This window comes from Actinomadura formosensis (assembly GCF_050948385.1).
Taxonomy (GTDB): Bacteria; Actinomycetota; Actinomycetes; order Streptosporangiales; family Streptosporangiaceae; genus Spirillospora; species Spirillospora formosensis.
The window spans coordinates 5,899,360-5,918,080 of the sequence record NZ_CP192011.1 but is presented as its reverse complement, the minus strand read 5'-3'; the positions used below and the strand labels follow the sequence as shown (position 1 = coordinate 5,918,080).

At 69.5% G+C, this 18,721-nt stretch carries 19 protein-coding genes; 8 read left to right on the top strand and 11 right to left on the bottom strand.

The window, feature by feature from the left end; genetic code table 11:
• The first annotated feature begins 65 nt into the window (after positions 1-65).
• Positions 66-863 carry an AfsR/SARP family transcriptional regulator gene (locus tag ACQP1N_RS27845; protein WP_131732846.1) on the top strand — a complete coding sequence of 266 codons (798 nt, stop codon included), beginning with the start codon at positions 66-68 and terminating at the stop codon, positions 861-863.
• A 66-nt stretch (positions 864-929) separates the two neighbouring features.
• Positions 930-2,225 (top strand): condensation domain-containing protein, encoded by a 1,296-nt coding sequence (locus ACQP1N_RS27840; RefSeq protein ID WP_433232825.1) that lies wholly within the window; start codon positions 930-932, stop codon positions 2,223-2,225.
• A 61-nt stretch (positions 2,226-2,286) separates the two neighbouring features.
• Here the strand turns inward: ACQP1N_RS27840 and ACQP1N_RS27835 are convergent, their stop codons facing one another.
• The 11 genes from ACQP1N_RS27835 to ACQP1N_RS27785 all read right to left on the bottom strand — a co-directional run bounded on the left by ACQP1N_RS27835 (position 2,287) and on the right by ACQP1N_RS27785 (position 13,681).
• The gene (locus tag ACQP1N_RS27835; protein WP_433227522.1) at positions 2,287-3,174 is read right to left on the bottom strand and encodes a class I SAM-dependent methyltransferase; all 888 of its coding nucleotides are present in this window, start codon (positions 3,172-3,174) and stop codon (positions 2,287-2,289) included.
• Positions 3,175-3,268: 94 nt separating this feature from the next.
• On the bottom strand, positions 3,269-4,879 hold the full coding sequence (locus tag ACQP1N_RS27830) for an AMP-binding protein (RefSeq protein ID WP_433227521.1): 1,611 nt from the start codon (positions 4,877-4,879) through the stop codon (positions 3,269-3,271).
• A 39-nt stretch (positions 4,880-4,918) separates the two neighbouring features.
• Entirely contained in the window at positions 4,919-5,917 is a 999-nt protein-coding gene (locus ACQP1N_RS27825; RefSeq protein WP_433227520.1) for an acyl-CoA desaturase, read from the bottom strand.
• Between the two features lie 18 nt (positions 5,918-5,935).
• A complete protein-coding gene (locus tag ACQP1N_RS27820; RefSeq protein ID WP_433227519.1) occupies positions 5,936-7,354 on the bottom strand; it encodes an MFS transporter in 1,419 nt (472 codons plus the stop codon).
• Positions 7,355-7,401: 47 nt separating this feature from the next.
• The gene (locus ACQP1N_RS27815) at positions 7,402-8,616 is read right to left on the bottom strand and encodes an aspartate aminotransferase family protein (RefSeq protein WP_433227518.1); all 1,215 of its coding nucleotides are present in this window, start codon (positions 8,614-8,616) and stop codon (positions 7,402-7,404) included.
• Positions 8,613-10,226 carry an AMP-binding protein gene (locus tag ACQP1N_RS27810; RefSeq protein WP_433227517.1) on the bottom strand — a complete coding sequence of 538 codons (1,614 nt, stop codon included), beginning with the start codon at positions 10,224-10,226 and terminating at the stop codon, positions 8,613-8,615. Before ACQP1N_RS27810 ends, ACQP1N_RS27815 begins: the two co-directional genes overlap by 4 nt.
• A complete protein-coding gene (locus ACQP1N_RS27805; protein ID WP_067798846.1) occupies positions 10,216-10,446 on the bottom strand; it encodes a phosphopantetheine-binding protein in 231 nt (76 codons plus the stop codon). Before ACQP1N_RS27805 ends, ACQP1N_RS27810 begins: the two co-directional genes overlap by 11 nt.
• Positions 10,447-10,465: 19 nt before the next feature.
• Entirely contained in the window at positions 10,466-11,476 is a 1,011-nt protein-coding gene (locus ACQP1N_RS27800; protein ID WP_433227516.1) for an alpha/beta hydrolase, read from the bottom strand.
• A 13-nt stretch (positions 11,477-11,489) separates the two neighbouring features.
• Positions 11,490-12,278, bottom strand: coding sequence for a hypothetical protein (locus ACQP1N_RS27795; protein ID WP_067798840.1), 789 nt, complete (start codon positions 12,276-12,278; stop codon positions 11,490-11,492).
• Positions 12,259-13,428 (bottom strand): ferritin-like domain-containing protein, encoded by a 1,170-nt coding sequence (locus ACQP1N_RS27790; RefSeq protein ID WP_433227515.1) that lies wholly within the window; start codon positions 13,426-13,428, stop codon positions 12,259-12,261. The genes ACQP1N_RS27795 and ACQP1N_RS27790 overlap by 20 nt, the downstream gene beginning before the upstream one ends.
• A gap of 1 nt (position 13,429) precedes the next feature.
• The gene (locus ACQP1N_RS27785; RefSeq protein ID WP_067798837.1) at positions 13,430-13,681 is read right to left on the bottom strand and encodes an acyl carrier protein; all 252 of its coding nucleotides are present in this window, start codon (positions 13,679-13,681) and stop codon (positions 13,430-13,432) included.
• A 260-nt stretch (positions 13,682-13,941) separates the two neighbouring features.
• Between ACQP1N_RS27785 and ACQP1N_RS27780 the strand changes: the two genes are divergently transcribed.
• From ACQP1N_RS27780 to ACQP1N_RS27755, 6 genes are read left to right on the top strand one after another with little or no spacing between them, the layout of a single operon-like run.
• On the top strand, positions 13,942-14,487 hold the full coding sequence (locus ACQP1N_RS27780; protein ID WP_131732845.1) for a hypothetical protein: 546 nt from the start codon (positions 13,942-13,944) through the stop codon (positions 14,485-14,487).
• A complete protein-coding gene (locus tag ACQP1N_RS27775) occupies positions 14,474-16,195 on the top strand; it encodes a hypothetical protein (protein WP_433227514.1) in 1,722 nt (573 codons plus the stop codon). The genes ACQP1N_RS27780 and ACQP1N_RS27775 overlap by 14 nt, the downstream gene beginning before the upstream one ends.
• Complete coding sequence (locus tag ACQP1N_RS27770) at positions 16,099-16,464, top strand: Rieske 2Fe-2S domain-containing protein (RefSeq protein WP_084262967.1); 366 nt, start codon at positions 16,099-16,101, stop codon at positions 16,462-16,464. The genes ACQP1N_RS27775 and ACQP1N_RS27770 overlap by 97 nt, the downstream gene beginning before the upstream one ends.
• 6 nt (positions 16,465-16,470) lie before the next feature.
• On the top strand, positions 16,471-16,725 hold the full coding sequence (locus tag ACQP1N_RS27765) for an indolepyruvate ferredoxin oxidoreductase subunit alpha (protein WP_067798828.1): 255 nt from the start codon (positions 16,471-16,473) through the stop codon (positions 16,723-16,725).
• Positions 16,722-17,279 (top strand): cupin domain-containing protein, encoded by a 558-nt coding sequence (locus ACQP1N_RS27760; protein ID WP_067798825.1) that lies wholly within the window; start codon positions 16,722-16,724, stop codon positions 17,277-17,279. Before ACQP1N_RS27765 ends, ACQP1N_RS27760 begins: the two co-directional genes overlap by 4 nt.
• Positions 17,276-18,631 carry an aldehyde dehydrogenase family protein gene (locus ACQP1N_RS27755; RefSeq protein WP_433227513.1) on the top strand — a complete coding sequence of 452 codons (1,356 nt, stop codon included), beginning with the start codon at positions 17,276-17,278 and terminating at the stop codon, positions 18,629-18,631. Before ACQP1N_RS27760 ends, ACQP1N_RS27755 begins: the two co-directional genes overlap by 4 nt.
• Positions 18,632-18,721: the final 90 nt, after the last annotated feature.

Sequence of the window (18,721 nt, the reverse complement as noted above, 5' to 3'; positions counted from 1 at the left end):
AGGTTCCTCATGGGTGCCGAACATGCATTTGCTGTTCGCATGGATGTTGATTGGAACGGGCGGGCATGAGATTCCTCCTACTCGGCAGCCTTGAACTGCGCGGTCATGATGGAACATGGATCCGGCTCAACCGCACGAAACACCGCCAACTGCTGGCCTTGCTGCTCCTGCAGGCGAACAATGCGATCTCGATGGAACAGCTGGTCGACGGCATGTGGCCGGACAACCCGCCCTACTCCGCGAAGGCGAATATCAAGACCTATGTTTCCGCGATCCGGCCCCTTGTCGCCACCGCCGGCGGCCGTATCGAGACCGTCCCCCGCGGCTACCAGCTCCTGGTCGATCCCGACTCGGTGGACAAGCTGCTGTTCGACAAATACGTGCACCTGGGGACGCGGGCCGCGCGGGAGGGTGACGACGAACTCCAGGTCGAGTATCTCGAACGGGCGATCAGGCTCTGGCGCGGAGACGCGCTCCAAGACCTGCCGTCGGGCCGCGGGCCGCTCCTGGACGCCGCCACGCGGATGCACGAAAAGTTCGTCTCGGTGCTTCAGGACCTCACCGCGGGGCTGATGCGGCTCGACCGCAACGACGAGGCGATCGACTACCTGCGGATGGCGCTGAGCCGCGAACCGCTCCGCGAACGGTCATGGTCGCTGCTCATGATCGCCCTGCACCGCGACGGCCGCCAGGCGGATTCGCTGTCGGCCTATCTGAAGTACCGCACGATGCTGGTCGACACCATGGGACTCGAACCCGGACGCGCGCTCCGCGAACTGCACCAGAAGATCCTCACGGGAGAGGCGATCCCGCCCGATGGCCTCGCACGGTTCTCGCGGGGGCCGCGAGCGGGCCGAGCGTGACGCGGCTCCATGCGGCATATCGACATGCGGAATCTCGACCTGGGAGATGGTGCGGTGCCAGTGGAAATGCCGATCTCGCTGACGCAGCGGATGGTCACCGATCCGACGATCGTCACCGACGCCACGGTGATCTTCGATGGCCCGTACGACCTCGGCGTCCTCGAAGCGGCCGCACACGTCGTGTGCCGCCGGCACGACGCGACGCGTACCACGGTCGACCTCGATGAGAACCGGCAGACGGTCCACGGGTTCCGGGCCGACGCCGTGGGATTCCACGTCCACCGAGCGAGCACGGATGGGCTGATGCCGACCGTCGACCGGCTCGCCAGGACACCGCTGAACCCGGCCACACTGCCGGTCTTCCGGCTGCTGGCCGTCGTCGAATCGGCACGGCGGATGGCCCTGCATCTCTCGTTGCCGCATGCGGTGGCCGACATCTCCGCCATCGAGATCGTCATGCGTGAGCTGATGACGAGCTACGCGGCACTGCTCAAGGGCGAGGCTCCCGCCCTGCCGGTGACCCGGCAGCACGCCGACCACCTCCGGCGCCGCGACCTCGTCTGCGCGGATCCGGCGACCTGGCGCGAGGACGGGACCGGGAGTCGCGCGGCGGCCTTCTGGAGCGGCAAGCTCTCCGGCTCGCGGCCCCCGCCCTTCGACCGGCCGCCCCGAGGACGGCCCGAGGGCGACCGGACGGTGTTCCTGCGCGAGCGGATCGACGGCGACCTGAGGTCTCGGCTCCAGCAGGTGTGCGTGCAGGAACGTTGTTCGCTCTTCCACCTGACCCTGGCGGCGTTCGAGGAAGCGGTCGCCACGCAGACCGCTGAGCCCGACATCACCACCATGTGCATGGTCCACGGCCGCGGGGAAGGCGACCTCCAGAACACCGTCGGCATGCTCATCTGCGATATCGCGTTCCGAAGGCAGGTGCGCGCCCCCAGCCGCAGGCGGTACCTGGCTGCGGTCGCCACGGACGCCTGGATCACCCACATGCACCAGGGGATCAGGTTGTCGGAGTTGGCCGACCGGGTCCCTGAAGTCGGCCGGCTCTACCGGGATCTCCACTTCCGGAGCATGTTCCTGCAGTTCCGGCCGCAGCGGATCGGGGCCGGGCTGGAGCATGTGATCGACGGCGTCGAGTTGAGCTTCCCCCCGGGACCTCGCGCGATGCTGGGCTGCTCTTGGCCGGGGATGGCGTTGTTCAGCGTCGATGACGTGGGTGACGGCCTGGCCGTGGAGCTGATGTTCGACAGGCGGCGCTGGGCGGCGGCCCAGATGGAGCGGCTGCACGACGGGTTCATCCGCTGCCTGCGGGCGTACGCGTCCGACCTTGAGGAACCGGTCGAGCCGGCATGGGCCTGATCGGTGCCGGATCACCCCGCCGATCAGGCCCTTTCGCCCGCGACCCGGGTCCTTCGGCAGGTCAGACCCGCTCGAAGATGATCCGGGCCAGTCCCAGGTTGCGGCGCTCGAACTGGCGCACGCAGGCCGCGAGGTACTGCAGGTAGTCGTCGACGACCTCATCGCCCACCACCGTGCGCGCCTGCTCCCGCCGGGCCGAGAGGGTGTCGTACCACGTCTGGCAGGTCCGGGCGTAGTGGTCGGGGTCATTACGGACCGTTACCACGTCGAACTCCCGTTCGGCGCCCTGAATGATCTCGCTCAACGGCGGCATCACCGACTCCGGGAAGATCCGCTCGATGATGAAGAGCATCTCCTGAACCGTTCGCCGGTCCACCGCGCGAGCCCGGCCGGCGATGTTCGTCTGCAGCGCGAGCCGGCCGCCGGGCGGCAGCCAGTCGTGGCAACGCTTGAAGAATGTCCGGTAGGCCGCCAGCCGTTGCTCACGGTTCATACCGTGCTGAGCGAAATGCTCGAAAGCGCCCATGGAGACGATGGCGTCGTAGCGGCCGTCCCCGTGGTCCGCCCAGTTCTGCACGCGTACGTCGTAATGGTCGTCCGCCCAGGTCTGGATGCTCTCCACCTGAGCGGGACTGAGCGTGAGCCCGACCACCTGGCGGACGTTCTGCACCTCGACGAGATGCCGGAGCATGCTGCCCCAGCCACAGCCGATGTCCAGAACGCGCCCGGCGCCGGTGGCCCCGGCACCCGTCGCCATGTAGTTCAGCTTGCGCTGCTGCGCGCTGAAGAGGTCGTCGTCCGGACCTTCCCAGAGCGCGCAGGAGTACGTCCTGCTCGGATCCAGCCACAGCTCGTAGAACTCGTTGCCGAGGTCGTAGTGGTGCCGGATGGCGGTGTCGGACGCGCCTTGGTAGCGGTCCTGCTCGGCAGTCCGGGCGGACAGTGTCACGGGCTGTCTCCCTTGCGTTCGGTTCGGTGGGGATGAGCACGGAAGGACGGCCGGACGGCGGCGGAGCGACGCGTGGGATTCGTTCGGCGGCCGGTCACGACGCGCCGTCCACGCTGACGGTCGCGATCGTCGGCAGCCGATCGGCGAGCATCAGCTGCCGGGTCCGGTAACGCTGGATCTTGCCGCTGGGCGTCTTGGGCACCGAGCCGCGCTCCACGAAGACGCATTCGTCCAGGGCGATGCCCGCCTTCGCCATGGCGGCCCGGCCGGCTGCGCGCGCTATGGTCCCGAGGTCGGCGTTGTGCCTGCGCAGCTCGGTGACCAGCACCAGGCGCCCGGTGTTGACGATGACCGAGCACCCGGTCCGCACCGGTTCGAGGGCGTCGACCGCCAGCTCGATCTCGCGGGTGTTGACGTTGCGGCCGCCAACGGAGATCACATCGTCCAGGCGTCCCACCGGGAAGAGTTCCCCGTCGTGGACGAACCCCAGGTCGCCGGTGCGCAGCCCGTCCGGAGTGAAGTGGTTCCGCGTACGTTCCGGCTCGCCGAAATAGCCGGTGGCCAGGCTCGGCGACCGAACGACGAACTCGCCCACCACGTCCGGATCCGAGGAGGTCACCTCGACCCCACGGCACGGCTTCCCGCACCCGATGAGCCAGGTCGCCGCAGGGGAGTCCGGATCCGCCGGGACGGCACGACCGTCGGCGAGCGCGATCCCGTCCACCGCGAGGAAGCGCGGCTCCTCGTAGGGTGCGGCGGCGCTCACCGCCAGCGTCGCCTCCGCCATGCCGTACGCGGGCATCAGGTTCGCCGGGGACAGGCCGAAATCCCGGAACGCGTCCACCGCCGCGAGCATCGATCCGCGTTCGACCCGTTCGGCGCCGATGATCACGGTACGGAGGTTCAGGGGCTTGCCGAGCCGCCCGCGCTGAGCCCGCGCGGCGAGTCGCAGCGCCGTGTTGGTGCCCGCCGTCATGGTCGCGCCGAACGCGGAGAGGTCACCGAACCAGCTCCGTCCGCCGAAGGCGAACCGTTCCGGGGTGGACAGCACGAGGGACATGTCGAACGCCCACGGGAACAGCAGGCACCCGAACATCCCCATGTCGTGCGAGAGCGGCAGCCAGGAACCGACCACCTCCGCGCCGGGGACCGCGTCGGTCATATCGAGGATGATGTCCAGCTGCGCCGCGATGGCGTGGGGAGTGAGCACGCTGCCCTTCGGCATGCTCGTGCTCCCGGAGGAGAACTGGATGAACGCCGGCTCGTCGGGGCCGGGCGGTTCCTCCGCCCCCGGCGATCGGGCCGGGACCGACTCCCAGGCCGTGCCACGACTCCGCAGCCGCTCGGGCAGCGCCCGCAGTACCCGGGCATCGGTGAGCAGGATCGGTGTACCGGTCAGATCACACAGCCCGACGATCTGCTCGGCGTACTCGTCCGCGCCCATGCCTCGTGCGGGGACCGGCAGCGAGGCGACTGTGCCGCCGGCCAGCCAGATGGCGAGCGTCCCCCGAACGGCCAGTGGCGTGTTGGTGAGGATGGTGCCGACCCGCACGCCGGGGCGTACGCCCAGCGTCCGCAGCCCCGCCGCCGTCTCACGCGCGCCGGTGACCACCTCCGCCCAGCCGACCTCGGTGAAGCCGTCCCCCGTCCAGCAGCGGAACCGGCCGTTCCGGGCCGCTAGCAGCGCTTCCCAGAGTGTGCTCATGTGTCGCCCCCCATCTGCTCCTCCGCCCGCTCGACTCACCTACTCGATGTCACCGGCGTCGGCGACCTGCGCCGCTTTGCCCCTCCGGCTTTCGCCGAGCGGCGCCGGGGGCGCGTGCGGGACGCCGCGCCCGCCGCCGACCCGGGCGAGTCCCGCCGCCCGGGCGGCCTGCCGTTCCCGATCGACGTGGATCACGTCCCAGGCCAGTCCTGCGGCGGCCAGTGCGCGGACGAAGAGGGCGCTCAGGTCGATCTCGTACCAGCGCATCCCATGCGATGCCGACCGGGGGAAGGCGTGGTGGTTGTTGTGGAAGGAGTCGCCGAAGGTCGGCAGGGCCAGCCAGCCGAGGTTGCGCGACTCGTCGGCCGTGCTGAACCGGCGCCGGCCGTAGGCGTGCCCGATGGAGTTGACGGCATAGGTGGTGTGGTTGAGCAGGAAGATCCGCACCAGCCCTCCCCAGAGGAAACCCGTGGCCGCGGCCATCGGCCGGCCGCCGCTGAGCAGGTAGCCGAGCAGGGCGGGAGCGGCCAGCCCGGTGAGGACCAGCGCGACGAAATGCTCGCTGATCCAGCGCAGGTGGCGGTCTCGGACCAGGTCCGGGCAGTAGCGGATCGGCTCTGAGGTCAGCTTCTCGTCCAGCAGCCAGCCGAGGTGTGCGTGCCAGAGCCCTTGGAGGACCGCCAGCCGGGTCTGCCTTCCCCCGTGGTAGGGGCTGTGCGGGTCGCCGTCGCGGTCGGCGAACCGGTGGTGGCGGCGGTGATGGGCGGCCCAGATGATGGCGGGCCCCTGGGCCGCGATGCTGCCCGCGACGGCGAGCGCGTCGTAGATCGGCCGGTAGGTCCTGAACGACCGGTGCGCCAGCAGCCGGTGGAATCCGGTGCTGATGCCGAGTCCGGCGATCGTGTACATGACCACCAGGACGACAAGGTCGGTGACACCGAACGCCCGGTTCCACAGCATGGCCATCGCCGCGACCGTCCCGAGCAGCGGGACCACCGAGGCCGCCACGATGAACAGCCGGTGCTCCTTGCCATTCATGGCGAACCCTTCTGTCGTTCAGCCTTGGACGGTCTCGGTGGTGGAACCGCCGGCGGAGCTGCCGGCGGAGCCGCGGGCGGCGATCGCGACGCCCGCCGCCGCGGCGGCCAGGGCCGACACCCCGCAGAACAGGTAGACGTTCAGGTAGTCGCCGAGCACCGCCGGCGCGCTGACGGACATGATCGCGGCGAGGGCGGCGACGCCCAGGGCGCCACCGACCTGCCGGGCCGCGGTGTTGAGGCCGACCGCCCCCGCGAACTGCCGCGGGTGGACCGACATCGCGGCGGCGCTGGCCACCCCGTTGGCCAGCGCTCCCATCCCGACCCCCACGAGGAGACCGGTCGGCAGCCAGAACGCGAGGAACCGGGGGTGGACGGTCAGCCCGAAATGGATCCAGAGCACCACCACGGCCATGATGAGCGCACCGGCGATGATCGCTGCCTGGGGACCGTATTTTCTGATGAGACGGGGCGCGAGCATGGCGCTGAGCGCCGCCGTGATCGCCCCCGGGCTCTGCGCCAGTCCTGCCTCGAACTCGTCGTAGTGCCACACCTGGGTGAGGTAGAGGATGCCGACCAGCAGCCAGGGGAACAGTGCGGCGCCGTAACAGAACGATGCGAGGTTGGCCAGCACGTACCGGTGGCTGCGCCACAGCGTGGTCTCGACGGCGGGAACCGGATGACGGACGGATCGGCGCAACGCCACCGTGAGCATCAGTCCACCGGCGGCGATCGACCCGATGGTGCGGGGGTCTGTCCAGTGCCAGGCCGGTCCCTCGCCCACACCCAGCACGATGGCGCCGATCCCCGCCGCGAGCAGGATGGTCCCGGGAAGGTCCGGCCACGCCCCGCCCGCGCCGCCCGTGCGGGGAATTGCCCGGATGCACCAGATCAGCGCCAGGCCGATCGGCAGATTGATCCAGAAAAGGGAGCGCCAGTGCAGGCTGTCGACCAGCAGGCCACCGGCGCTCGGGCCGATCGCGGCCGCCGCCGCGCTCGCCGCACCCCACATGCCGATGGCCTTCGCATGGTGCTCCGGCCTGCTGTTGCGCAACAGTATGGCCAGCGACGCGGGGACCATGGCGGCCGCCCCCACCGCCTGCAGCCCCCGGCCGGCGAACAGCACCGGCAGGTTCGGGGACACCGCGCACACCACCGAGGCGACCGTGAAGAGCCCGATCCCGCCCAGATAGGTGACGCGGCAGCCGAGGACGTCGCCGGCCCGGCCCGCCGGCGCCAGCAGCGCCGCGAAGATGATGGCGTAGATGGTGATCGTCCACGTCAGGGCGGCGACCGACGACGACGTGTAGTCCTCGCCCAGGGCGGGGATCGCGAGGTTGATCACGGTCGCGTCGAACATCGCGAGGAACGCCGCGCCCACGGCGACCAGCGACACGATGATCCCGGTGGTTTCTCGCTGCGCGGCACCGGTTCGCATGACGTCGCCCCTCCGGCCTTCTCCTGCGGACTCCTGTGTATCCATGATCACTTCGCTTCGGTCAGCACCGTGTCGAGCACTTCGATCGCGCGGGTGATCTCGTCGTCGGTCGCCACCATCGGCGGGAGCAGCCGGATGGTCGGCAGAGAGCTGAGACAGGGCGACACCAGCAGCCCCGCCGCCGCGAGCTCGGCGATCACCCCGTGGGCACTCGGCAACCGGAGATCGACCCCCCAGAGCAGTCCGGTTCCGCGGACCTCCGCGACCAGGTCCTGATGCGTCTTGCTCAGCGTCCGCAGCCCGGCCTGAACACCGGCGCTCACCTCGCGGGCCCGCTCCTCGTGCTCGTCGATGGCGGCCAGCGCCGCGGTCGCCGCGGCACAGGCGAGCGGATGGCCGCCCGCTGTGGAGGTGTGCCAGCTCGGGTCCTGGGCCAGCGGCTGGAACAGCGCTGACGTCGCGACCATCGCCGAGATCGGCATGACGCCGCCGCCGAGCGCCTTCCCGAACAGCACGGCGTCCGGATTCCAGCCCCGCGCCACCGCGATCGAGAACTCGCCGCAGCGGCGCAGCCCCACCTGCACCTCGTCGCTGATCACAAAGGCATGTGCGGCCTGCGCGTCCGCCGCCCACCGGGCTGCGACATCGGGAGCCAGCGGGTGGACTCCGCCTTCACCGCGGATCGGTTCGAAGACGAGGGCGGCGACGTCGCCCTCGGCGACTTCCCGCGCGACCGCGTCCGGATCCTCCGGCGGGAGATGGGTGACGTGGCCGAGGAGGGGCTGGAGCCCCTCGTGGAACATCGGCGCGTGAGTGAGCGCCAGCGCCCCGAGCGTCTTTCCGTGGAAGGCGCCCCGCACGGCCAGCAGGCGCGTGCGGCCCGTCACCCGGATCGCCAGCTTCGTGGCGACCTCGACGGCGTCGGCGCCGTCGCTGCCCAGCCACACCCGGTTCAGATCGGGGCCGCATCGCCGGGTGAGTTCGCGGACGAATTCGGTCACCGCGGGGTTGGCGAGCGCCCGGGTCGCCGTCGGCATCGTGCGCAGCTGGGCCGCCACGGCCTCGACGACGCGAGGGCAGCGATGGCCGAGCTGCGCCATGCCGTACGAACCGAAGTCGACCACCTCGCGGCCGTCGGCCAGCCGTACGGTCGCGCCGGCGGCCTCGGATTCGTGGGAACCGCGGCCCGCCGCCCGGTACACGGCGGCGACCCCCGGGGACATGTGCCGCCGGATCGTCTTGAACGGCGTGGCGGGATTCACCGGGACCAACGCTCGCCCCTGTCGAGAGCAGGGCGATAACGCTGTGCCACCGCATTGCGATTGATCTTCAGTGTGGTGGTCATGAGCCCGTTCTCCCTGGTGAAGGCTTCCCTCGTGAACAGAACCCGCAGAATGCGCGACGCCTCGGGAAGCCCGGCGTTGATCTGTTCGATGTGCTTGTCGATCCGGTCCGCGGCGTCCTCGTCCGCGTGTGCCCGCAGCGCGATGACCACCCCGACGTAGTCCAGGTCGCCGCCGCCGATGAGCACGGCCTGGTCGGCGGCCGTGTCGGTGAGGATCCGCTGTTCGATCGGCGATGGGGCGATCTTGTAGCCGGCGCGGGTGATGATGACGTCCTTCTTGCGGCCGATCAGGTACAGGAAGCCGTCGTCGTCGAATCGGCCGAGGTCGCCGGTGGCGATCACGCCGTCGCCGCGGTAGGTCGCCCGCTCGACCTCGGGCGGCTCGCCCAGGTAGCCGGGGCTCTGCGGGCGCGGCCAGCGGACGAGGACCTCGCCGTCCCCGGCGATGGTGACGGAGCCCTTGAAGACCGGCCGGCCCACGGACCCGATCCGGTTGGCCCCGGGCCGGTTCCAGGCGATGAAGCCCGACTCGGTCAGGCCGTAGAGCTGGAACAGCGGCAACCCCACCATGGCGAAGACGGCGGCGGTGGATCTGCGCAGCGGTGCCGAGCCACTGAGCATGAGGCGCATCCGCCCGCCGTAGGCCTCATGGGCTTGGCGGAACACCAAGCGCAGCGCGCGCTGTGCGAGGCCGGCGGGCAGCACGGAGCGGATCAGCCGTGACAGCAGCCGAAGCAGCGCCTTCTTCGGGGCGGAGAGGCTGCCGAAGCGGTTCTCGAGCAGCTCGTAGAAGGCGGGCGGACCCCCCATGATGGTGGGCCTCGCCTGCCTCATGACCACCAGCATCAGCGGGGACGGGTCCACCACGACCGCGTCGAACCCGTACCAGATCGCGCAGTACAGCATGATGCGCTGCTGGAAGGTGGACAACGGCAGTGCGACCAGAATCCTGTCGTCGGCGCTGAACCGGTAATGATCGGCGAACTCCGCCAGGCAGTCCTCGGTGGCCGCTCTGCTGATCTGGATGGCCTTGACCGCACCGGTCGTGCCCGAGGAGAACACGATCGAGAACACGTCGGGGTCGAGCCCGGCCGGACGGGGCCGCAGCCGGATCTCACGATCGCCGGGCCAGTCCAAGGCGAGCGGAACCAGCCAGCCCGCCGGCTCGGCGCACCGGTCCGGGTCGGCCAGCAGCAGTTCGAGCCGGTACCTGTCGGCCAGCTCCGCCGCGGAGCCGCCGGCGAACTCCGCCAGCGGCAGGGTGACCGTGACGCAGCCGAGGTCCAGCAGCGCCAGCTCGTAGACCACCCATTCGTACGAGTTGCCGCCCCAGATGCCGACCCTGGTCCCGGGCTCGACCTGCGCGTCCGTCAGCCTCTTTTGGGCCCGGCGCACATCGGCGCCGAGTTCGGGGAACGGTGTGCGCACCAGCTCGGTCCCGGCGAGATGCAGGATGGCGGCATCGGGCAGTTCCGCCAGCCTCGGCACCAGGTCCGCCAGCCGCCGGCAACCGGTGTCAGGCGCCATTGGTCAGCTCCTCCACGACCTTGACCAGATCGTCGATCGTCTGGATCTGCTGGCGCCGCTCGGCGAGCGCCATCAGGTCGACCTTCAGTTCCTCGTGCAGCCGTACCGCCAGCGCGGCCATGGCGAGCGAGTCCAGGCCGAGCTCCTGCTCCAGCCGCAGGCCCCCGTGGATCGGCATGGCGGCGACGTCGGGCCGTATCTGGGCGAGCAGCTTCGTCACCCGCCGGCGGGTTCCACGTTCACGAAAGAGGTTCACGCGACAGCTCCGAGGTGGGAATCAGCAGCTTCCGGAACGACCCGAACGCGGTCCGCATCGCTTCGACGGTGGCGGGCCCGAGGATCGGCAGTTCGAAGGAGCCGTGCACGAGACCGCCGAAGCGGTGCGCCGCGACCGGCACGCCCGCCGCCGCCAATGCGGCGGCGTAGGACTCGCCCTCATCACGGAGCGGGTCGTACTGCATCGTCACGACGACCGCCGGCGGCAGGCCGGTCAGCGTTCCCCGCAGCGGGGAGGCCAGCGGTGACCGTTCGTCCGGCCGATAGCAGGACACGAACCAGCGCATGGTGTCGGCGGTGAGCAGATAGCCCTCGCCGTACTCCAGCCGGGACGGATAGGGGTGTGCGCTCAGATCTACCACCGGATACACCAGCAGCTGGGCGCACAGCGGCGGGCCGCCCTCGTCCCGGCACACCTGCGCCGCCACGGCCGCGAGATTGCCGCCCGCGCTGTCACCGGCGACCGCCAGCCGTTCCGGCAGGCCGCCGAGCCCGGCGATCTCGCCGGCGGCCCACCGGATCGCGGTGAGGCAGTCGTGCACGGCGGCGGGGAAGGGCGCTTCGGGCGCCAGCCGGTAACCGACGCTGACCACCACCGCCCCGGTCTCCCGGCACAGCCATCGGCAGTGGTTGTCGTGGGTGTCCAGATCCCCTGTCACGAAGCCGCCGCCGTGGAAGAACACGACCGTCGGCGCGGGCCCGGCGGCCGCCGGCCGATAGACCCGGGCGGGTAACCCCGCCGCGCGGACCTCCTCGACGGCACCCACCGGGGCCACCGAGCCGGCCGACCGCGCGGTGACCGTCAACGCGTGGAAGGCGGCGCGGGCCTGCTCCGGGGTGAACCCGTCCTCGCCGGCGGAACCGGTCCTGCCCGGCCCCGGCGGTGCGGGCGACCGGCCGGCCAGCATCAGGATCGCCTTCACGACGGGATCGAGCGGCCGTTCCCGCTCGATCACGTCCCCGGCCCCGCTCATGCCCCGGCCCCGCTCATGCCCCGGCGTTGCTCAGCCGGAGGCAGACCCGCGGCCGGTGATCGTCCGCCGGGCAGAACCCGAACAGGTATCCGTCTGCGTCTTGGCAGACCTTCACCGCGGCCCGGTCACCGGTCAGGAAGTCGAGGCGGTACCACCCCTGCCACCGCGGGAGCTCGGGCATCGGGAGACCGGCGTCGAACAGCGCGTTCTCCGCCCGCTCGGCATAGCTCGGAAACGATACGTGGCTGTTGGTGACCTCCGCCTCCCGCGCGGTCCAGGTGAACTCCGCGACCGCCGCCGGCTCACCGAGCCGCGGGAACGGTTCGAGCGGTGGCAGTTCCTCCAGCGGGCAGGCCAGGCCGTCGGGCGGCGCGGCCGCCACCTTGCGGCCACCGCCGCGGAAGTCGACCCACACGGTGTGCGTGGCCAGGTCGGCGAGGACGGCCCCGTCGGAGTCCCTGCGGACCGAGAGCACGTCCAGGAACCCGTACTCGGCGTCGCCGCGGCCACGCCGTTCCCGCCGGCCATGCGTGATCGCGTGCTCGACGCTCACCGGGTCGCTCGGGCGGCAGCCGCCCGCCAGTATCCGGACGACCGTGCTGCGGGCCACCAGCGCGTGCTGCCGGGACCGCCAGAACTCCTCGCGAGTCATTCCGGACATCGGCAGCCACCATTGAGGGCCGGTGTGCTCCATGAAACGGTAGAGCTCCTTGGCTTGGAGCGTGCCGCGTCCGGTAATCCCGAAATAGGTCAGCTCGTCCGCCGATCGCAGTACCGGGGATTCAACCTGCGGGTCGGTCATCCTGCACCCCTGTCCGGCCGGATCGGCCGATTTCGATGGCCGCCTCGATCTGCTGCCGTCGCATGGCGAGCTCGATCTCGTCGGCGGCCCGGCTGTCAGCCTCCATAATCGCGTTGATGTCCATCGCCGCGAAACGCAGCAGGCCGAGCTTCTCCAGCCCGTCCCGCATCCGGGGACCGAACAGGTGGATGCTCTTCAGCGCGGGCACTATCCGGGAGAACAGCCGATACCGGAAGACCCGCAGCGACGCGGAGCGCTTGGTCAGCTCGATGCACTCCTCCGCGCCATAGTCCAGATTGCGCCAAAGCTCCTCGCCGTTGTAACGCGCGTGCAGAACCCAGCACGCCTCAAGCGCGAACTCCTCCCGCTCGCGCCGTTCTGCGTCGGTGAGGTCGCGGTAGTGGTCGCGCAACGCGATCTGGCCGAACGCGACATGCCTGGCCTCGTCCTTCAGCACATAGGCGTTGAACGCTTTCGCCAGGGGATCTTTCATCAGATCCCGCTGAATGCCGAACGAGGCCAGCGCCAGCCCTTCGATCAGCACCTGCATGCCGAGATAGGTGATGTCCCAGCGGCTGTCGCGCACGATCGAGTCGAGCAGACCCTGCAGTGAGGCCGTGATGTCGTACCGGACACCGATCTTCTCCCGCAGGTAGCGGTCGTAGGCCTCGACGTGCCGTGCCTCGTCCATCACCTGCGTGGAGGCGAAGAACTTGGCGTCTATTCCCGGCACCGTCTGCACCACCCGCGCAGCGCATATCAGGGCGCCTTGTTCTCCGTGCAGGAACTGCGAATACATCCAGGCCGCCGTATGGCGTCGGACCACGGCCCGTTCGGACTCGGGCAACCGGTCCCACAGCTCGGAGTCCGCGATCCAGATCAGCTCGTCCGGCATTCCCAGCGGGTCTCCTGGATCGACCGGCCGGCTCCAGTCGAGTGCCGTGGCGGCATCCCACTGCAGGCGCTTGCCCTTGTCGTACAGGCGCAGCAGCCGGTCGGAGTCCGAGGCGTAATCCCACGTGAACAGGGAGTCGCCGGTCACCGGGATGGCCCAGTGGCCGGCGAGGCGTGCCGGCTCCTCAGGCTTCTTCCCGTCTGGTCGCTCCGTTTTGCCCGTGGAGTGCTCCGTGCCGCCCGTGGAGTCCGCCATGTTATTTCTGGAATTCGGAAAGCGTATCGTTGATCACATCGACGATGTCCTTGACCGTGACGACGTCGAACGCCCGCTCAAGATCGAACTCGAAATCGTACCTGTCCTCGATCGTGAACACGATGTCGGCGATCTGCAGGCTGGACAGGCCGAGGCGATCGACTTCCGTGTCACCGTCCAATACGAGGCTGGCCGGCAGCTTGTTGCGCATCTTCTTCCGGATCATTTCCAGCACTTCGTCGACCGTGATCACATCAACCGCCTGTTCGGAGCCCGCGCTGTCTGCAGCGAGTATGTGGGAGCCCGCCCGAGGCGGACAAGGCTGTCCGGATCGGCGTGTACCGGCGGTATATCGAGGCTGGATCACCCTAGGACCGGCTGCGGACCGCGATGCCGAAAACTGGAAGCGCCGGGTGTGGCGTACGGATCGGTCCATTGAGAAGGCGGGGACTGCGGAACGACATGGAGCTGCTTGGATTTGACTTGCGGGGCGATCGGCTGACCGTCCGGGACATGATCGAGGAGGACATCGAGACCTTCGTGTCCTACTGGCACGACGGCATCGCCGACCTCGACTTCCTCGGCATCGACCGGGCCAAGCTGGGAAGCCGGGATGACACGCGTGCGCGATTCCGCCAGTTCTGCCGGCGGCACGGGCCACGCGATGTCGCGGTGGGCTTCACGTTCTGCCGCAACGGCGCGATCATCGGCTTCACCAATATCAACATTTTGGGCCGGCCGGATGGTTACGTGCACGTCCATCTGACCGATCCGTCGGCGAGGAAGCAGGGAATTCTCAGCGCCGTTCTCTGGAACAGCCTGCCGGTGATCGCCGGCCACGTGCTGGCCGAATACCCGATCAACGGACTGGTCCTTGAGACCCGTACGCGCAACATCGGGATCAACAAGGTCGTGCGCAGCAGCGGCCTGCAGCCCAGGTTCACCGGATATCTGGAGAATCCGGACGGCCTGGCCGGTGCCGGTGAGTTCTCGGTGTTCTACCTCGACACCGTCATCATCAAGACGCTGATTGCGGAGGCGAGCGGTGATCAAGACTGAACTGCCCTTGGCCGGCGTGGACACGGATGTGGCGTACCGCCTCCGGTTGATCCGTGGCGACGCCCTGCACGACGACCTGGCGGTGGCCCTGGGCCTGCTGGCCGCCGGCCTGTGCGACCTCCCGGAGCGGGCGGGACCCGAACTGGACCGTGCGGCCATCGATCGGGTGCTCGATGCGGCCGGTGAGCACCGCGCGGTCATGTACGACGCGTGGTACCGCCTGAAGATTCCGTTCGGTGACGCGGATCTGGGGTCCTGGTACATCCTGGCGCTTGCGTTCGGCCGTACCTCCGGCGACCTGTCCGCGGCGGTGGACCTGCACGCCGACCTGCTTCAGCGGCTGGAAACCGAGGACCCCGAGAACGTCTTCACCGAACTCGGGCTCAGCGGGCCGATCCGCGACGGCAATGAGCGGGTGTTCATGACGGCGGTGCTGGAGAAGGCGCCGTTCTGGTGCGCCGAACCGCGACCCTGGCGGGCGAACCTGCGGCGGCGGGCGCTCGCGGTGTGGAGCGGCATGCGCGAAGAAGAGCGCCCTACGCTGCTGCTGGAGTTCAAGGAGCGGATGGAAGCTCTCGAACAGGTCAGGTTCTTCGTCGGCGGCGAGTTGGTGAGCAACCGCCAGGTCGGAGCCGTCCTGCTCGGGTGTGCACGCAGCGATCCGGGCACCTGGAGCGACTCCGCGCTCGGTGTCGTCACGGCGGTGCTGCTGTGGCGGGAGGCCGGGTTCTGCATCCAGGAACTGAACCAGTCGATCATTTCGCTGCCGCTGGTGGTCGACTTCGTGGTCCGCCGCCTTCGCTCGTATGAGGAATTGCTCGGCGAGGCCCCGGCCCCCCTGCCGGACAGGCCGGCCGAACTCGGGCGGCTCTACGCCCGGTTGCGGTGCGCGGTCGAACTCGGCCATCTGCGTTGCCTGCAGTTCGACGGGAGCAACTGGGAACGCCGCGAGTTCCTGGTCCCGAGGCCGGCGTGCACCGAACTGGTGCCCCTGCCCGCGGGCCTGCGGCGCGAACTGGAGGTGGCCTTCGACGCCCCGATCGTCGGCGAGGGGCCGAAGGCGTGGGCGAGGGCCGTGGACAACGCCGTGGCGGCCGGCCGGACCCCGACCGACGTCATCAAGACGCTGGGCCGCTGGGCGGCCGAGGACAGTGCGCTGCCGGTCGACTACGCCATCTTCACCGCGCCCATGTCGGCGGCCAAACTGGACGCGCCCTGGACCCTGAACTACGAGGATGTCTTCTGCTACACCGCCTTCAGCGACCAGTTCGACTGGAGAGCGGAGGGCGTGCCGTTCGACTTTGTCAGGATCGCCAATGCGATCGGCCAGCGGCTCCGCTACAACGTGGTGAAGAAGGCGCAGAACTACACGCTGGTGCGCCGTTTCAAGGCGCAGTCGTTCAACCTGCCCGACATCGCGGTGGCCGAGGACGCCAACCATGAAGGCCACCGCGCCGCCGGTATCCGGATGAGCTGCCGGGTCCCCACGTACGTCCACCACGAGGGAATCACCTGGAAGGGCCTCGCGGACATCCGGCTGAACCGCACGTTCTACCGGGAGCACCAGGAGTTCCGGCCGTCCGATGTGCCGCTGGCCAACCGGCTCGCCGAATGGCTCGGATGGATCGCCGACGCCGTGTACGAACGGAACCTGCAATTCGATGCGAAGTATGGCAAGAAGCTGACCGAACTGGAGGAGCACCGTTGAGTTCGCCGCAGCGCCTGCCCGACGGCCGCCTCATCGTCCGGCATGAGGGACGCGACTACCAGATCCCCAAAGCGTGCCCGCACCGTGGCGCGCCGCTTGCCGACGGATATGTGAACGGACCGTTCCTGCGGTGTCCCTGGCACGGGGCGACGTTCGACGTTCGCACGGGCGAGCGGCTGCGCGGACCCGCCTGCCCGAATCTCCCTCAGCCGGATCTCTTCCAAGCCGATCTCAGCCAATCGGGGTCGAGTGGCGAATCTGAAAGGTAACAGCTGATGGCGTTGGTCATTACCCAGCCCTGCGAGGGAGTGAAGGACGGGGCGTGCGTGGATGTCTGCCCCGCCGATTGCATCGAGACCGACGATGCCGCGAACCAGTACTTCATAGACCCGGAGCGGTGCATCGACTGTGACGTCTGCGTCACGGTCTGCCCGGTCGATGCGATCTATCCCGAGTCCGAGGTGCCCGAGGAGTGGCGGCCCTACGTCACCAAGAACGCGGACTTCTTTCTCCCCGAGGGGGCCGAATGACGACGGCGAATACTGACCGGCCCGAACTCGCCATTTTGTCCTGGGCGGACGGTGACATCGGCGCGGACCTCACCCGCCTGTCGATCCCGCACGACGAGCGGGCCGTCAAGATGGTCGGCGCGGTCAATGCCACCGGGCAGGCCCTGGTGTCCAACGGGACCATCGGTGCCGACGTGATCAGGCTGGCGGCCGGAGCCGGATTCGCGCCGCACACCCACCCCGGCCACCATGTGCTCGCCGTCATCGGAGGTGTCGGCACCATCACCTATGGTGGCCGGGTCTACCGCACCGAGGCGGGCCAGATCTTCCTCATCGAGGGCTCGGTCCCGCACGCGGTGGGCGCGATCAGTGACCATCTGATCCTGGCCGTCGGCGCCCCGCACAAGAGGGTCGACTCGGCCGAGCGAATGGATCTGGTTCCCTACACCGAGGTCCTGGCGCCCGAGGGCGATCTGGACTGCACGATCTGCGGTGTGTCGGCCAGGCTCCCGGAGCGGCTGCACACTCTGCGCTGCGTGCACTGCCCATGCGCAGCCTGCGTGGGGGTGACGTGACGACGTTCGACCTCATCGATCCATGCACCGGCTCGGTACGCGGAACCTGCCCCGACGGAGACGCGAGTGCCGTCGCGGAGGCGGTCATGGCCGCCCGCCGGGCGGCCACCACATGGTCGGCGCTGACCACACGGGAACGGGCGGAGCGGCTGGCCAGGCTGGCGGCACGTGTGGCGGAGCGGGCCGCCGCCTACGGCGATGCGGAGCGGGCCGGCACCGGCAAGCCCGGCGGTGAGGCGCTGCCTGAGATCAGTCAGGCGGCCGACCTGTTCCGTTTCTACGGGGGCGCGATCCGCGGTGATCTCGCTCCTGCCGGTGGCCAGCTCATAGCGGGCCATGAGAGCTGGGTTCGCTGGGAGCCGTGCGGGGTGGTCGCCGCGATCGTTCCGTGGAACTACCCGCTGCTGATGGCCGCATGGCGGTGCGCTCCGGCGCTTGCCGCCGGGAACACGGTCGTGTTGAAACCCGCCGAGACCACCCCGGACTCCGCCCTGCTGCTGGCCGAGGACGCGGCCGAGTGCCTCGGGCCAGGCGTACTGCGGACGGTGACCGGCGGACGGGAGTGCGGCCGGCTCCTCGTCGAGGCGGACGTGGACGCGATCGCCTTCACCGGCAGTGTGCGGGGAGGCGCGGACGTCGCGCGGCGGGCGGGCCTGCGCAGGATCAGCCTCGAACTCGGCGGCAACTGCCCCGTGATCGTCTTCCCCGACGCCCCCTACCGGACATGGGATGCGCTCGCCGACGCGGTCACCTACAACGCCGGCCAGAGCTGCGCCGCCCCGGCCCGGGTCATCGCGATCGGCTCCGCCTATGACGGCGTCGTCGAGCAGCTCTCAGCGGCGTTGGCCGAGCGGACCGCGGGTCGCGACTTCGGACCGCTGAACAACCCCGACCAGGCGGACCGTTACGACCGGCTCGTCGGTGGCGCGAAGGCGGGGATCCGGAAGGCCGGCACCGTCGCCGGACCGGGCGGCGGGTTCTGGCGACCGGCATGTGTGCTGGCCGATCTGCCGGCGGACGACCCGGCGATCACGGAGGAGGTGTTCGCGCCGGTGCTGACCGTGCAGCGCGCCTCGAACGCCGCCGAGGCGCTCGAACTGGCCAACGGCATGCCCCAGGCGCTGGCCGCCAGTGTCTGGTCCGCGGACATCTCCTCGGCGCTGCTCACCGCACGTGGCCTGCGGGCCGGGGAGGTATGGGTCAACTGCCACCTGGTGCAGAGTGCCGAACTCCCCCACGGCGGGCGTGGCGCTTCAGGCAACGGCACGGATCTGAGCGTGCTCGCCCTGGCGGAATATCAGCGGCCCAAGACGGTCACCGTCGATTTGTCGGTGACGTCACCTCTTCCGTGAAGAACGCCTCGTTCGGAACTCGGACGGGACTCGTCCGGGAAAGTCGCCCACCCTTCACTCGGCGGACCGATCGTGATGACCGCTACTGTG